Annotated in this window: 15 protein-coding genes; 12 read left to right on the forward strand and 3 right to left on the reverse strand. The window is 74.1% G+C overall.

Going from position 1 to position 14,125, the window contains the following annotated elements; translation table 11 throughout:
* Nucleotides 1-60 precede the first annotated feature (60 nt).
* The 12 genes from AB0H75_RS39935 (at nt 61) to AB0H75_RS39990 (ending at nt 11,689) form a co-directional block, all read left to right on the forward strand.
* Nucleotides 61-492, forward strand: coding sequence for a hypothetical protein (locus tag AB0H75_RS39935; RefSeq protein ID WP_367805222.1), 432 nt, complete (start codon nt 61-63; stop codon nt 490-492).
* 34 nt (nt 493-526) lie between these two features.
* Entirely contained in the window at nt 527-1,567 is a 1,041-nt protein-coding gene (locus AB0H75_RS39940) for a peptidoglycan-binding protein (RefSeq protein WP_367805224.1), read from the forward strand.
* On the forward strand, nt 1,564-2,226 hold the full coding sequence (locus tag AB0H75_RS39945) for an ABC transporter ATP-binding protein (RefSeq protein ID WP_367805226.1): 663 nt from the start codon (nt 1,564-1,566) through the stop codon (nt 2,224-2,226). The genes AB0H75_RS39940 and AB0H75_RS39945 overlap by 4 nt, the downstream gene beginning before the upstream one ends.
* The gene (locus AB0H75_RS39950; RefSeq protein ID WP_367805228.1) at nt 2,223-3,413 is read left to right on the forward strand and encodes an ABC transporter permease; all 1,191 of its coding nucleotides are present in this window, start codon (nt 2,223-2,225) and stop codon (nt 3,411-3,413) included. The genes AB0H75_RS39945 and AB0H75_RS39950 overlap by 4 nt, the downstream gene beginning before the upstream one ends.
* A 97-nt stretch (nt 3,414-3,510) precedes the next feature.
* On the forward strand, nt 3,511-5,115 hold the full coding sequence (locus tag AB0H75_RS39955; RefSeq protein ID WP_367805230.1) for a hypothetical protein: 1,605 nt from the start codon (nt 3,511-3,513) through the stop codon (nt 5,113-5,115).
* Nucleotides 5,112-5,498: a hypothetical protein gene (locus tag AB0H75_RS39960; RefSeq protein WP_367805232.1), complete on the forward strand. Its 387-nt coding sequence runs from the start codon at nt 5,112-5,114 to the stop codon at nt 5,496-5,498. The genes AB0H75_RS39955 and AB0H75_RS39960 overlap by 4 nt, the downstream gene beginning before the upstream one ends.
* A 286-nt stretch (nt 5,499-5,784) precedes the next feature.
* Nucleotides 5,785-7,113, forward strand: a complete 1,329-nt coding sequence (locus AB0H75_RS39965) for a sensor histidine kinase (RefSeq protein ID WP_367805234.1) — start codon at nt 5,785-5,787, stop codon at nt 7,111-7,113.
* A gap of 25 nt (nt 7,114-7,138) precedes the next feature.
* Complete coding sequence (locus tag AB0H75_RS39970; RefSeq protein ID WP_367805236.1) at nt 7,139-7,849, forward strand: response regulator; 711 nt, start codon at nt 7,139-7,141, stop codon at nt 7,847-7,849.
* Between the two features lie 157 nt (nt 7,850-8,006).
* On the forward strand, nt 8,007-8,747 hold the full coding sequence (locus AB0H75_RS39975) for an alpha/beta hydrolase (RefSeq protein ID WP_367805238.1): 741 nt from the start codon (nt 8,007-8,009) through the stop codon (nt 8,745-8,747).
* On the forward strand, nt 8,740-9,984 hold the full coding sequence (locus AB0H75_RS39980) for an acyltransferase (protein ID WP_367805240.1): 1,245 nt from the start codon (nt 8,740-8,742) through the stop codon (nt 9,982-9,984). The genes AB0H75_RS39975 and AB0H75_RS39980 overlap by 8 nt, the downstream gene beginning before the upstream one ends.
* A 26-nt stretch (nt 9,985-10,010) precedes the next feature.
* Complete coding sequence (locus AB0H75_RS39985) at nt 10,011-10,514, forward strand: SigE family RNA polymerase sigma factor (RefSeq protein WP_367805242.1); 504 nt, start codon at nt 10,011-10,013, stop codon at nt 10,512-10,514.
* Entirely contained in the window at nt 10,511-11,689 is a 1,179-nt protein-coding gene (locus AB0H75_RS39990) for a hypothetical protein (RefSeq protein ID WP_367805244.1), read from the forward strand. Before AB0H75_RS39985 ends, AB0H75_RS39990 begins: the two co-directional genes overlap by 4 nt.
* Before the next feature lie 185 nt (nt 11,690-11,874).
* On the opposite strand, the gene AB0H75_RS39995 is transcribed toward AB0H75_RS39990, so the two are convergent.
* The 3 genes from AB0H75_RS39995 to AB0H75_RS40005 form a co-directional block, all read right to left on the reverse strand.
* Nucleotides 11,875-13,290, reverse strand: coding sequence for a xylulokinase (locus tag AB0H75_RS39995; protein WP_367805246.1), 1,416 nt, complete (start codon nt 13,288-13,290; stop codon nt 11,875-11,877).
* A gap of 101 nt (nt 13,291-13,391) precedes the next feature.
* On the reverse strand, nt 13,392-13,580 hold the full coding sequence (locus tag AB0H75_RS40000; protein ID WP_367805248.1) for a hypothetical protein: 189 nt from the start codon (nt 13,578-13,580) through the stop codon (nt 13,392-13,394).
* 60 nt (nt 13,581-13,640) lie between these two features.
* A complete protein-coding gene (locus AB0H75_RS40005; protein ID WP_367805250.1) occupies nt 13,641-14,105 on the reverse strand; it encodes a MarR family winged helix-turn-helix transcriptional regulator in 465 nt (154 codons plus the stop codon).
* Between the last annotated feature and the right edge of the window lie 20 nt (nt 14,106-14,125).

Consider the following 14,125-nt stretch of genomic DNA (forward strand, 5'->3'; position numbering starts at 1 on the left):
TGTTAGGACGGTCCGGGTCTACTCGGTTCGCCATCACCGCTGACCGAACCCAGGAGACCCGTGAAGAAGCTCACCGCCCTGCTGCTGCTCGCCCTGGCCACCGCGTGCTCCGCCCAGCAGGCCGCGCCCCCGGGCGAGCAGCCCGTCCCCGCCGCCGACGCCGCGGTGAAGTTCGCCGAGTGCATGCGTGACCACGGCATCAGCGACTACCCGGACACCGTCGGCAACGAGGGCTACTCCGTCAAGGACCCCGCCGCCTTCGACCGCGCACAGCTGGCCTGCGCCACGTGGGAGAACGGAGGAACGCCCAAGAAGGTGGACGCGGCCTATGTCGACGCCGTGACCAGGTTCGCCAAGTGCATGCGCGAGCGCGGCATGAAGGTCCAGGACCCCGACCCCAAGACCGGCCAGTACCGCGTCTCCGTCGCCAACGCGGAACGCAGGGCCTTCGAGAAGGCGCAGAACGAGTGCGTCCACCTGCTGCCCCGGTGAGCCCCGAACCGGCCGCCCCGATGGAAGGAGAACGATGAAGCGGGTGCTCGTCGGCCTGGTCGCGGTGGCCGCCGCGACGGCGGGGGCTGTCGCGGCCCTGCCCGTGGCCCTGTCCATGAGCGGCCCGGGCGAGCGGGACGCCGCCCCCTCCCCGCCGCCGCGGGCCACGGCGGAGATCGTGCGCGGCGACCTGACCGACGCGGTCTCGCTCCCCGGCAGGATCGTCTTCGCGGGGGAGCGGGTCGTGCGCGGCGGCACGAGCGGGACCGTCACGGCGCTCGCCCGCCCCGGCCGGGTCCTGCGCCAGGGCCAGGCGCTCTACCGCGTGGACCGCGAGCCCGTCGTGCTGATGTACGGCAGGCTGCCGCTCTACCGGCCGCTCCGCCAGGGGGTCAAGGACGGCCCCGACGTCCGCCAGCTGGAGACGGCGCTGAGGGCGCTCGGCCACGGCGAGGGCGTCACCGTGGACGACCGGTTCTCGTGGGCCACCGCCCGTGCCGTACGGGCCTGGCAGAAACGGGCCGGCCTCCCGGTGACCGGAGTCGTCGACGCCGGGCAGGTCGTGTTCCTGCCGTCGAAGGTCAGGGTCGCCAAGGCGGACGTGGCCGTCGGCGACACCGTCTCGCCCGGCCGCCGGATGCTGACCGTGACAGGCACCGACCGCCTCGTCCAGCTCTACCTGAACGTCGCCGACCGGGCGGCGGCCAGGAAGGGGGCCAGGGTCGAGGTGGAGCTGCCCGACGGTGGCACGGTGGCGGGGAAGGTGGTCATGGTCGGCGACGTGGCCGAGCCGCGCGAGGGCGTCGCCAGCGTCGAGGTCGGCGTCCGGATCGGCAGGGTGCGGAGCGGCATCGCCGACCGGACGCCTGTCACCGTACTGCTGGAGAGCGTCAGCAGGCGCGACGTCCTTAGCGTTCCCGTCGAGGCGCTGCTGGCCACCGCCGGAGGCGGCTACGGCCTGGAGATCGGCGGGCGCGTCGTGCCCGTCAGGACGGGTGTGTACGGCGGAGGCCGCGTCGAGATCTCCGGCCCCGGCCTGGAGGCGGGCACGAAGGTCGGGGTGCCCGCGGAATGATCGTCGAGATGGAGAACGTCGGCAAACGCCACAACGACACGGTCGAAGCGCTGCGCGGCGTGAACCTGAAGGTCGCCGAGGGCGAGCTGCTGGCCGTCATCGGCCCGTCAGGATCGGGCAAGTCGACGCTGCTCAACCTCCTCGGCACCCTGGACCGCCCCACGTCCGGCACCGTCCGCGTCGCCGGGCACGACGTCGGCAGGCTGACCGACCGCGAGCTGTCCGCCCTGCGCGCGCTCCACCTGGGCTTCGTCTTCCAGCAGTTCCACCTGGACGCCGGAGCCCCGATCGTCGACAACGTGGCCGACGGCCTCCTCTACGCGGGACGCCCGCCGGCCGAGCGCCGCGAGCGCGCCCGGGCCGCGCTGGAACGCGTCGGTCTCGGCCACCGGCTGGGCCATCGCCCGCACCAGTTGTCCGGCGGCGAGCAGCAGCGCGTGGCCATCGCCCGAGCCGTCGTCGGCGACCCGCCGCTGCTGCTGGCCGACGAGCCCACCGGCAACCTCGACTCCGCCTCGGGCCGGCAGGTGCTCGGCATCCTGCGCGAGCTCCACAGCGCGGGCACCACCATCGTCATGATCACCCACGACATGGACATCGCCCGGTGGTGCCCGAGACGGATCCACATCCACGACGGCACCATCAGGGAGGAGCCGTGAACGCGCTCGTACCCGCCCGCCTGCGGCCGGGCGACGTCGTCAGGGTCGGCGTCGCGGGACTGCGGGCCAGGACCTCGCGCGTGGTGATGTCCGCGCTCGGCATCGCCATCGGCATCGCGACCATGATCTCGGTGATCGGCATCTCGGCCTCCGGCCAGGAACAGCTGCTGCGCCGGCTCGACCGGCTCGGCACCAACCTGCTGCGGGTGGAGCCCGGCCAGTCGTTCTCGGGCGACCCGGTCAAGCTGCACCCGGACGCCGCGCTCATGGTCCGCAGGATCCCCGGCGTGACCGACGCCGGCGCCACCGGCGTCGTTCCCGGGACCGTCCGCAGGAGCGACCGCATCCCCAAGGAGGACACGGGCGGGCTGACCGTCCAGGCCACGTCCCTGGACCTGCTGGACACACTCGACGGGCGCATACGCGTCGGACGCTGGCTGGACGAGGCGATCGCCCGCCAGCCCGCGGTCGTCCTCGGCGCGGTCGCCGCCCAGCGGCTCGGCGTCAGCCGTACCGGGGCGCGGGTGTGGGCGGGCGAGCGGTGGTTCACCGTCACCGGGATCCTCGCCCCGCTGCCGCTCGCGCCGGAGATCGACCGGGCCGCGCTGATCGGGTTCCCGGCGGCGCGGGAGCGGCTCGGTTTCGACGGCCATCCCACCACTGTCTACGAGCGGTCGAGCGAGGAGACGGTGGAGCAGGTCAGGGGCATGCTCGCCCGGACGGTCAGCCCCGAGCGGCCGCACGAGATCGCGGTCTCCCGCCCGTCGGACGCGCTGGCCGCCCGCGCCGCCGCCGCGGGCACCTTCACCAACCTGCTGCTCGGACTCGGCGCGGTCGCGCTGCTGGTCGGCGGCGTGGGCGTGGCCAACACGATGGTGATCTCGGTGCTGGAGCGCCGCAAGGAGATCGGGTTGCGCCGGGCGCTCGGCGCCACCCGGGGACAGATCAGGATCCAGTTCCTGGCGGAGTCGCTGCTGCTGTCGGCGCTCGGCGGGGTGGCGGGGCTCGCGCTCGGCGCCCTGGTGACCACCGGGTACGCGCTGTCGCAGGGCTGGCCGCCCACGGTGCCCGCCTGGGTGTTGTCCGGCGCCTTCGCCGCCACGCTGGCCGTCGGCGCGGTCGCCGGGATCTACCCGGCGATCAGGGCCTCCCGCCTGGCGCCCACGGTGGCCCTGGCGGCGAGCTGACACGGTGGCCCGGGGGTGCATGGCCTTTCCGCTGGTGGCCGGTTACAGTCGGGCGGAGAACCTCGGGGGCAAAGACGTCGACTCTGGGGGCGGAGCCATGAACTGCGTTCGCTGCGGTCGGCCCGATCCGTCTCATTCCTCCTCGTGCCCGCACAACGGTCAGGACTCGCAGGACGGCCAGGCGAGCACGCCGGAGACGGTCCCGCTCACCGCCTCCGGGGGCGGGGCGGCGGCGTTGCCGGTGACCCGCTACCTGTGCGTGGCGGCGCAACTGGACGACAGGGTGAGCGATCCGGTGATCCGCGAGATCCTCGACGACCGGTTCCGGGCCGTCGCGCAGTCCCCTGGCGTCGATCTGGCCACCGTGCTGAAGTACGCGCTGACCGGACGCCAGCGGCGGCGCGTGCGGGACGCCGTGCTCGCCTGGCTGGAGCTGGGCCTGCTGGCCATCCTGCTGCTGGTCTGGACGCTGGACCCGGGATCGGCGGCCGGGGCGATCGTCCTGGTGGTCCCGCTGATGGTGCTCCTCGCGTGGCTGGTCGTCTTCATGGAGCTGCAGAGCACGTACGAGACGATCATCTTCCCGTACCTGACCCGCGAGTCCTTCGACCCCGCCGACGCCCCGCTGCCCCGCTCCCCCGAGCTGCGCGAGCGGCTGGCGGAGATCGGCGCCCGCGCCGCGGGGAACGTCACGGTGTTCGCCCGCTACTCCCCGTTCGCCGGGTACGGCGCCGTCATCAACACCTGGTCGTTCTGCCTGAACGTGAGCCGCCCGGAGGAGGGCGAGGAGGTCGTGCCGTTCGCCGTCGGCGAGCTGTACGACCGGATCGCCGAGGAGGTGGCACGGCTGGGCCTGCCCGGCGTGACGGTCGAGGACCGGCTCTTCGTCAACGGGCTCGACCTGCAGCACGACGCGGAGCCGCGGCTGCGGCAGGCCCTGCTGCCCGACCCCATGGCCGCGCCGGTCCCGGCGGTGAGCGAGGATCTCATCCGCGACCTGCGCGCCGATCCGCGCTCCCGCGCCCGGCCCTACCTGGTGGTGAGCGTGACGGGCTGGGAGGGCGAGGTGGTCGTCTCGATCTTCCTCAGGCTCGTGCTGCTGCCGTCCGAGGGGCTGCTGTTCGCCGAGGCCAGCTCCTCGTTGCTGCCGCCGCTGCGGGCGGAGTACCGCGAGGTGGACGAGCTGGTCCACTGCTCGACGTCGCGGTGGCTGGCGAGGCTGGCCCGGCGCGCCGGCTCGCGGACGTACCCGGCTCTCCTCCGCGCGCTGCCCAACACGGTACGGGAGCTGCGCGCCCCGCAGCGGCGCAGGCGGCTGCACCGGGAGGCCGTCAAGGCCGTCCAGGGCCACGCGTTCAACTACGGCGCGGCCTGGAACCCGCGCGAGCTGGCCACCGACCACCTCTTCTACCGCTACTTCCAGCAGCTCGACAAGGAGATGTACGTCAAGTCCGCCGAGCAGCGGATCATGGACGCGCTCACCGACTTCCTGGCCGAGCACCACGTGGACGTGAGCGACCTGCGGCAGCGGCAGCTGAGCATCCTCAACCACGGCATCTTCGTCACCGGGCAGGCGCAGGTCACCAGCCAGAGCATGGCGGCGGGGGCCGGCGCCGTCGCCCGGACGGGGGAGCCCGCCAAACAGGGGTTCGGCGGCCTCGGCGGCCTCGGCGGCCGAACGGGGCAGAAAGGCACGGGATGAACGAGCACGGGACGAACGAGCACAGGACGAACGAGAACAGCGGCATCTTCATCACGGGCAACGCCCGCGTCCAGGCGGACGCGATGGCCGCGGGCACCCGGGCCCAGGCGCACTCCCGCAAGATCGACAACCGGCGGTACGGCGAGGTCCGCGCCCGCCTCGACGCCCTCCTGGAGGAGATGCGGGCGGACGAGGCCGGCCATCCCGAGCTGCGGGAGGCGATCGAGACCGGAGAGGCGATCGCCGGGGAGCTGGCGGCGGACGAGCCCGAGCCCCGCAGGCTCGTGCGGCTGCTGAGGTCCCTCGGCACGGGGGTGGAGAAGTTCTCGACCTTCGCGGCGGCGGTCGCCTCCATCGAGGAGAGTGTCCGCGCCCTGCTCTGAGGTCCCATGCCACCGCGGCTTCGGTGCCCCACACATCACAGCAAAGCGCACACGAAACACCACAGTCCGTCCATCACAGAAGCCGGTAGCGGCGAGCATGGGAATTCCTCGGCCGGTGCCGACCACGATGAGCCATCGGTGCCGACAAGCTCGGTCCGGGGAACCCTGCCCGCGAGGCCGCAACGCTCCGCCGGTCACGACCGGCGTGATTCGGCTCACCGGGGTGAGGCCGGAGATCCCTCCACGGTGTGATCCGGATGATCGGCGGTCTCCCTAGACTGGCCGGATGGCTTCTCCCCTCGCCTGGCGGGCGCGGCTGCGGCCCGTCGTCCGGCTGGGCCGCGCGCTCACCGCGGCCGTGTGGACCGGCAGGGCCGGTCCGCCGCACCCCCGACCCCGGCGGCTGGCCCCCCGCGTGCCGGGGGTTCTGAGTCTGCTGCCGTTCCGCACGTTCGACCTGGTCCTCGTCGCCGATCTCGTGCTGGCCTTCGTCCTGTTCAGCGCCGTGCAGGGGCTCATGAGGAGCGAGTCGCTGCATATGGCGACGCCTCTGGACGAGGGAGAGATCGCGTTCATCGCCGTGACCTCCTCGCTGCCGCTGGCGCTGCGCGACCGCTGGCCGCTGACGGCCTGGCGGCTCGCGGTGGTGCTGATTCCCTGGGGGATCGCCACCCGCGGCCAGGACCTGGAGGCGGCCTTCTCCGTCGACGTCGTGATCATGTATCTGCTGGTGGTCTACGCGGTCGCGGTCCGCTGCGAGCGGCACGTCATCATCGGCGTGTGGATGATCTCGGCCGCCGCCCTGTGGATCCTCGGCATCCAATCCGGCCCCGGCCTGCCCGGCGTGACGTTGATCGGCATCGCCATGGTGTCCGTCACCGTCCTGTTCGGCTACAACGTCCAGGCCAGGAGGACGGCCGCCGGGCGGCTGGCCGAGGAGAAACGGCGCAGCGAGCAGGCGCTGGCCGGGCAGGCCGTGCTGGAGGAGCGGGCCAGGATCGCCCGGGAGCTGCACGACGTGGTGGCGCACCACATGTCGGTGATCGCCATCCAGGCGGAGGCCGTACCGCTGAAGGCTCGGGGGGACGCGCGGCTGCTGGAAAAGGAACTCGGCCAGATCCGCGCGCTCTCGCTGGCCGCCGTGACCGAGATGCGCCACGTGCTGGGCGTGCTGCGCGACGGGGACGGGCGTACGGACACCGCGCCGCAGCCGAGCCTGGGCCGCCTGGACGAACTCGCCGCCACCGCGCGCTCCGCCGGGCTCGCCGTGGAGCTCACGCTGGACGGCGACCTGCTCGAACTGCCCACCGCGGTGAGTCTGTCCGCCTACCGGATCGTGCAGGAGTCGCTCAGCAACGCCATGCGGCACGCGCCCGGCTCGGCCGTCACGGTGAAGATCTCCCGATCCGGCGACGAGCTGAACATCCACGTGGCGGACGACGGCGGGGACCGCGCCGCCGCGGAGGCGGCGAAGGCGGGGCGCGAGAAGCACACGGGACACGGCCTGATCGGGATGCGGGAACGGGCCGCCATGCTCGGCGGGAGCGTGTGGGCGGGGCCGGCGGGAAAGGGTTTCGCGGTCACCGCGATACTTCCGATCGCTGAGGAAGCATGACGATCCAGGTGATCACGGAGGACGCATGACGATCAGGGTGCTCATCGCCGACGACCAGGGCATGGTCAGAACCGGCTTCACCGTGTTCCTGGACGCCCAGCCCGACATCGAGGTCGTGGGCGAGGCGGTGAACGGGCGGGAGGCGATCGAGCGCGTCGCCGAGCTGCGGCCGGACGTGGTCCTGATGGACGTGCGCATGCCGGTCATGGACGGGCTGGCCGCGACCCGGGAGATCCTCTCCCCCGGCCCGCGCGGGGAGCCAGGGGAGCGCGGGGAGCGGACCGGCTCCGGCGAGGACGACGGGCGCCCGCCGAAGATCCTGATCCTGACCACGTTCGATCTCGACGACTACGTCTACGAGGCGCTGCGGGCCGGGGCCAGCGGGTTCCTGCTCAAGGACGCCTCCGCGCAGCAGCTGGCCGAAGCCGTACGGGTGGTCGCCGCCGGAGAGGCGCTGCTGGCGCCCTCGGTGACCAGGCGGCTCATCGTGGAGTTCGCCCGCGTCGGGCCGCAGCGCCCGCGCGTCCGCCTGGACGGCATCACCGAACGCGAGACCGAGGTGCTCGCCCTCATCGCCAAGGGCCGCTCCAACCAGGAGATCGCCGAGGAACTCGTACTCTCGGAGCAGACGGTCAAGACCCACGTCGGCCGGATCCTGGCCAAGCTGAACCTGCGCGACCGGGCCCAGGCGATCGTGTACGCCTACGAGTCCGGGCTGGTCCGCCCCGGCGAGTGAGGTCTTCAAGGGACCGTCCCACGCCCGCTCCCCGGGACGGCGCCGCCTCCCTCCCTCCGGGGGGTGACGTGAAGGTGAGCACCGCGGTGTGACGCGAGTTACCGATCTTGATTCGTAGCGTCCTGTCTCGTTCCCCCGAACCGGACAGGAGGCCCCCGTGCTCCGCTCCACGCTCGCCGTCGCCATCGCCGCGGCGCTCACCTACCTGGTCGCCCCCTCGCCGCAGGGTGACCGGATCATCCGGGTCTACGGCGATCTCAGTACGGCGGAGCACGTGGCCGTCATTGTCCCCGGCGCCGACACCACGTCCGCCACCTTCGACGGCGGACGGGCCAAGCCGTACAGCACCCCCGGAGGCGGGGCGCGGGTGGTGCTCGCCCAGGCGCGGGAACTGGATCCGGCGGCCCGGCTGGCCGTGGTCGCCTGGCTCGGGTACGACAGCCCGGCGACCGTCGGCCTGGGGTCCGCCACCGGCTGGGCCGCGGAGAAGGGCGCCCCGGCGCTGCGGCGCTACGTGAACGAGACGCTCCGCGGTAAGCGGGTCAGCCTGCTGTGCCACAGCTACGGGTCGGTGGTGTGCGCCAAGGCCGCGCCGGGGATCCGGGCGGACAACCTGGCCGTGTTCGGCAGCCCCGGGCTCGGCGTCTCCTCGGCGGCCGAGCTGGGCGGGGTCCCGCTCTGGGCGGGCAGCGGCACGGAGGACTGGGCGCGCGGCATCCCCAAGATCAAGATCGGCCCGCTGGGCTTCGGCCGCGATCCCGCCGAGCCCGGCTACGGTTCCCGGGTGTTCGCGGCCGGCGCCGCCGGGCACAGCGACTACCTCGCCCCCGGCAGCGAGTCCCTGCGCAACCTCACCCTGATCGCCCTCGGGCGGACGGCCGAGGTGTCCCATGCGTGACCCGGCCGGGGGCCGTACGGCGGCGCGGATCGAGGCGATGACGCCGCCGGGGCGGGACCGGGGGGTGGACGCGCTGCGGGCGCTGGCGATCGCCGGGGTGGTGCTGGGGCACTGGCTCGTCACGGCGTGGGTGCCCGGGCCCCGGGGGACGGTCGCCGTCTCCAGCCCGCTCGCGTTCATGCCGGAGCTCGCGCCGCTGTCGTGGGTGCTGCAGACGCTGGCGGTGTTCTTCTTCGTGGGCGGGTACGCCGCGGCACGGAGCCTGCGGACCGCGGGTGATCGGGCGCGAGCGGAGACGGCGGGGCCGGCGCGGGCGAGAACGGACGGTCCGGCGCGGGCGGCGGCGGGTCCGGCGTGGGTGCGGGCCCGGATGGGGCGGCTGTTGCGGCCGGTGGGCCCTCTCCTGCTGGTCTGGGCGGGGATCGCGGCGGGGCTGGCGCTGCACGGCGCGCCGTACGCGACGGTCAGGGCACTGGCGCTCCCGGCGCTCGGGCCGATCTGGTTCCTGGCGGTCTTCGCGGCGTTCACCGCCGCCACTCCCCTGCTGCTGAAACTGCGGCCGGGCGTCACCGCCGCCTCGGCGGCCGCGGTGGTGCTCGCGGTGGACGCGGTCAGGTTCGGCCTGGACGGGCCTGCCTGGCTGGGGTGGGTGAACCTCGCGGCCGGGTGGCTGGTGCCGTACGTGCTGGGGGTGGGCTGGGCGGGCGGCGGGCTCGCCTCCCGGCGGACGGCGGTGGCGCTGCTGGCTGGAGGGGCGGCCGGGGCGGCGGTCCTGGTGGCCGGGTTCGGCTATCCCGCGAGCATGGTGGGCGTGCCGGGGGCGGGGGTCTCGAACCTCAGCCCGCCCACGCTCGCCGCCGTCGCCTTCGGGCTCGCCCAGGTGGGGCTGGCGCTGCTGGCGCACGGGCCGCTGGGGCGGCTGATGCGCCGGCCTCGGCTCTGGGCCGCGGTGGCGCTGCTCAACCTGTCCGCTCTCACGATCCTCCTCTGGCACCTGACAGTGGTTGCCGTGACCGCCCTGGCCGCACTCCGCTTCGGCGCCGTCCCGGGGCTGCTCACCCCGCCCGCCCACCTCTCCTGGCTGCCGGAGCGTCTGGGCTGGCTGCCGGTGTTCGGAGGGCTGCTCGCCCTGGCGGGGGCAGCGGCGAAGCAGTGGGGGCGTCGACTCGCGAATCGCCCATCGAGAGGCCGTCCGGCCGATGGTTCAACAGTTCGGGGGTCCCGTCCGGTCTTGTAGATGACGGACGAGGAAAGGGTTGGACTTTGGAGGACGACTCCAGGTTCGAGAGTTTCGTGGCGGACCGGGCCGACGCCCTGCTGCGCTACGGGTACGTGCTCAGCGGCAACGCCCACGACGCGGCCGATCTGATGCAGGAGGCGCTGATCCGGCTGCACCGGGCCTGGCCCCGCGTACGGCGTAAGCAGGACCCCGAGGCGTACACCCGCACCATCATGGCCAGGCTGCACATCAGCGTCTGGCGGCGGCGCGGCCGCGAGCACCTGACCGGGGACCTGCCGGACGAGGCCGACCGCCGCCGGCTGCTGCCGTCCGACGTGGAGCAGGGCCTGTGGGAGGCGCTCAAGGGGCTGCCACGCAAGCAGCGGGCCGTGCTCGTCCTGCGTTACTACGAGGACCTCGCGGACGAGGACATCGCCCGGGTGCTCGGCATCTCGCGCGGGACCGTACGCAGCCACGCCTCCCTGGGCCTGGGCAAGCTGCGTTCCGCCCTGGCCCCGTCCACCACGGCACAGAAGGGCGTCTCATGACCGAGGATCTGGAGAACCGGCTGCGGGACACGCTGGGGCACGCCTCCGAACGCGCCCCGCAGGCGCCCCCCGGGCTGCCGGGGCGGATCGTGGCCCGCGCCGGGCGGCGGCGGGCGCGGCGGCACGGCACGCTGGCCGGCCTGGCGGCGGGCCTGGTGGCGGGACTGGTGGCGGCGGCGATCGCCGTGCCGATGACCGTGACCGGCGACGGGCCGGGGAAGGGTGGCGTGACCACGAGCGTGATCGAGTCCGAGCCGACACCGCCCGCCGACGCCGCGTGGAGCCGCCCGCCGCTGGGCGAGGCCCTGGTCCTGCGCAACCCCTCCGAGGACCGGGACATGAGCCTGTGGTTCGCCCGGCGGAAGGAGGACGGCGGGGCGGTCCTGTGCTGGACGTACCTGTCGAGGACGGGCGGGTCCACGAGCTCCTGCAACCAGGAGCCGGTCGGCGGGACCGCCTCCCTGGAGGGCTCCACCCAGTCCTGGCCGCCCCCGGAGCGGGTGCTGTACTTCGGGGCCGCCGGTGACGCGGTCGCCGGGGTGGCGGCGGTGTCGGACGGGGGCGACCGGGTCCGCGGCTCGATCCACCACCCGCGGGGCGCGCCCCGGGCCGTCTGGACGGTGACCGTGCCCGCGGGGACGCGGGTGGGCTCGTTCGAGTTCACCGGCGCCGGGGGCGACGTGCTGGCCCGGGTGGACAACACGCCCATGATCGTGCCGGAGGCGACGGCGGAGCCGGCCGGCGAGGTGCTGAAGCTGGACGGCGGGCTCAGCGCGAACGTGTACGACGTCCCGGACCGGACGCTGATCTGGCGGCTGGCCGGCCGGCCGGTCGCCTCGGACCTGGTCAGGGCGAAGGACCTGATGAAGGACCTGGGCGGCGACACCATGCCGGTGCTGCTGCACGAGCGCGACCACCGGTGGTTCGGCCTGGCGAGCGACGTCAGGACGGCCGAGGTGGAGCTGGTCCTCGCCGACGGGCGGAAGGCGCGGACGAGGGCCAGGAAGGACCCGTGGGGGATCGGCGTCCGGGTGTTCGCCGGCTCGCACGAGCGGGAGGGCGACATCTACCGCGAGGGGTTCCAGATCGTCGGGTACGACGCCGCCGGGCGGGAGATCTGGCGCGAGCCGCACCCGGCCCAGCCCGCGGACGGCGAGGTGTTCCGGCCGCGGTGAGCGTGACGGCGGCGGCTCCTGGCCCTGTCCGGCCGACCACGAGGTCACGCTCCGCCTGCCCCGGCACCCGGTCCACCGGCCCGCCACGCTGCCGGCCGGGGTCCGCCCGCCGATCGTGGCCGGCCCGCCCGCCCGCACGCGCCCAACGGCGGGGAGTGCGGGCGGGCCGGCGCGGCCGGTGGCGCTCAGTCGAGGATGTGCCGGGTGGCGCGGGCGTAGCGGGCGCGGATCTCCGGGACGGCCTCCCCCTCGTACGTCACCGTCTCCTCCGAGCGCCACTCCGGCGTCGTCAGCAGGGTCGCCGCCTGGTACGCGGCCCCGTCGGCGACGTACTCGGCCGGCGGCGGGACGGTGATCGGGACGCCGAAGATCGTCGGCGCGATGCGGCGGACGGCCTCCGAGCGGGCGGCGCCGCCGATCAGGAGCACCCGCTCCGGCCGCACGTCGAGCGCGTCCAGGGCGTCGGCCAGGCCGCACAACATGCCCTCGATGGCGGCGCGGGCCAGGTGGGCGGGGGTGGCGGTGGCCAGGGTCAGGCCGTGGACGGAGCCGGTGGCAGTGGGCCGGTTGGGGGTGCGCTCGCCCTCCAGGTAGGGCACCAGCGTCAGGCCGCCGGCGCCGGCGGGGGCCCGCAGCGCGAGGTCGCTCAGCTCGTCGAGGCCGGCCCCGGTGATGCGGGCGGCGGCGTCCATGACGCGGGCGGCGTTGAGCGTGCACACCAGCGGCAGGAAGCGCCCCGTCGCGTCGGCGAACCCGGCCACCGCCCCCGTCGGGTCGGCGCTCGGCTGCTCGGCGACCGCGAAGACGGTGCCGGAGGTGCCGAGGGAGACCACGACGTCGCCGGAGCGGGCGCCCACGCCGAGCGCGGCGGCCATGTTGTCGCCGGTGCCGGGGGCGAGCAGGACCGGGCCGTCGTAGGCCCGCTCGGCGGGGCCCAGCACGCGGGGCAGCAGCGGCGTCGCGCCGAAGGCGGCCTTGAGCAGGTCGGTGCGGTAGGAGCCGGTGAACGGCGACCAGTAGCCGGTGCCCGAGGCGTCGCCGCGGTCGGTGGTGAGCGCGTCGAGGGGCGCGAGCGGCGCGTCCCGCCACGCCTCCCGCGAGAACGGGACGCCGGAGGCGAGCGCGCCGGCCAGCCGCCAGGTGAGCCAGTCGTGGGGCAGGCACACGGCGGCGGTGCGGCGGGCGTTGTCGGGCTCGTGCCGGGCCAGCCACCGCAGCTTGGTGACCGTGAACGACGCCACCGGCACCGAGCCCACCGCGTCGGCCCACGCCTGCGCGCCGCCCAGCTCGGCGGTCAGGTCGGCGGCGGCCTGGGCGGAGCGGGTGTCGTTCCAGAGCAGGGCGTCTCGTACGACATTTCCGGACTCGTCCAGGCAGACCATGCCGTGCTGCTGCCCCCCGACGCTGACGGCCGCCACGCCGTCGAGCCCGCCGGCGTTCTCCAGGGCCTCCAGCAGCGCCGCCCACCAGTGGGACGGGTGCACCTCCGTGCCCTCCGGATGCCGGGCGCGGCCCTCACGGACCAGCGCGCCGGTCTCCGCGTCACGAATGACGACCTTGCAACTCTGCGTCGACGAATCGACCCCAGCGACCAGCGTCACTCACGAACTCCTCACACGCGTTCCAGCGCAAGCTGGTTCAGATGGGAGAAATGGTATCCGCGTCGTGCCGATTCGTCCCGGGTCGAGGGGTCACGCCCGGCTCACAGGCCCGACGGGTCGCGCCCGACGCTGATCTCCTCGGCGATCCTGCGCAGCTCCGCCACCTCGAGGCCGGGGGCCTTGGGCAGGTCGCGCACCAGCGCCTTCATGATCACGGGCACGGGGCTGCCGGCGAGCCGCCCCGCGATGCCGTGGACCGCCCGGAACAGCGCCTCTTCGGTGTCGTGCATCGGCATCTCCTCGCTCGGGTACCCGCAGCACGCTACGGCCTCCGCCCGGCACTTTTCTCGCTACCCCCGCAGCGTGTCCCCGGCGGAGCCGGCCAGGATGGCCGCGCAGATCTCGTCCAGCGCCTCCACCTGGTCGGGCTTGAGCACGTCGAACAGCGCCCGGCGCACCTGCGCCACGTGGCCGGGCGCGGCGGCGGCCAGGGCGGCGTGGCCCTCGCCGGTCAGCACGGCGAGGTTGCCCCGGCCGTCGGCGAGGCAGCGCTCGCGGCGCACCCAGCCGCGCTCCTCCAGCCGCGCCACGGCGTGCGACAGGCGGCTCTGCGAGATGTGGGCCTGGGCGGCCAGCTCGCTCATCCGCAACCTCCGCCCGGGGGTCTCCGACAGGCGCAGCAGGATCTCGTAGTAGGTGTGCGGCATGCCCGCCTCGCGCTGGAGCTGCCGGTCGAGCACCTCCTGGACGAGCCGGGTGGCCGCCAGGAAGGCGCGCCAGGTCCGCTGTTCGTCCTCATCCAGCCATTCCGTCACCCTCTCAATTTAGTTGAACT

It is taken from the genome of Nonomuraea sp. NPDC050783 (assembly GCF_040802095.1).
Classification (GTDB): domain Bacteria; phylum Actinomycetota; class Actinomycetes; order Streptosporangiales; family Streptosporangiaceae; genus Nonomuraea.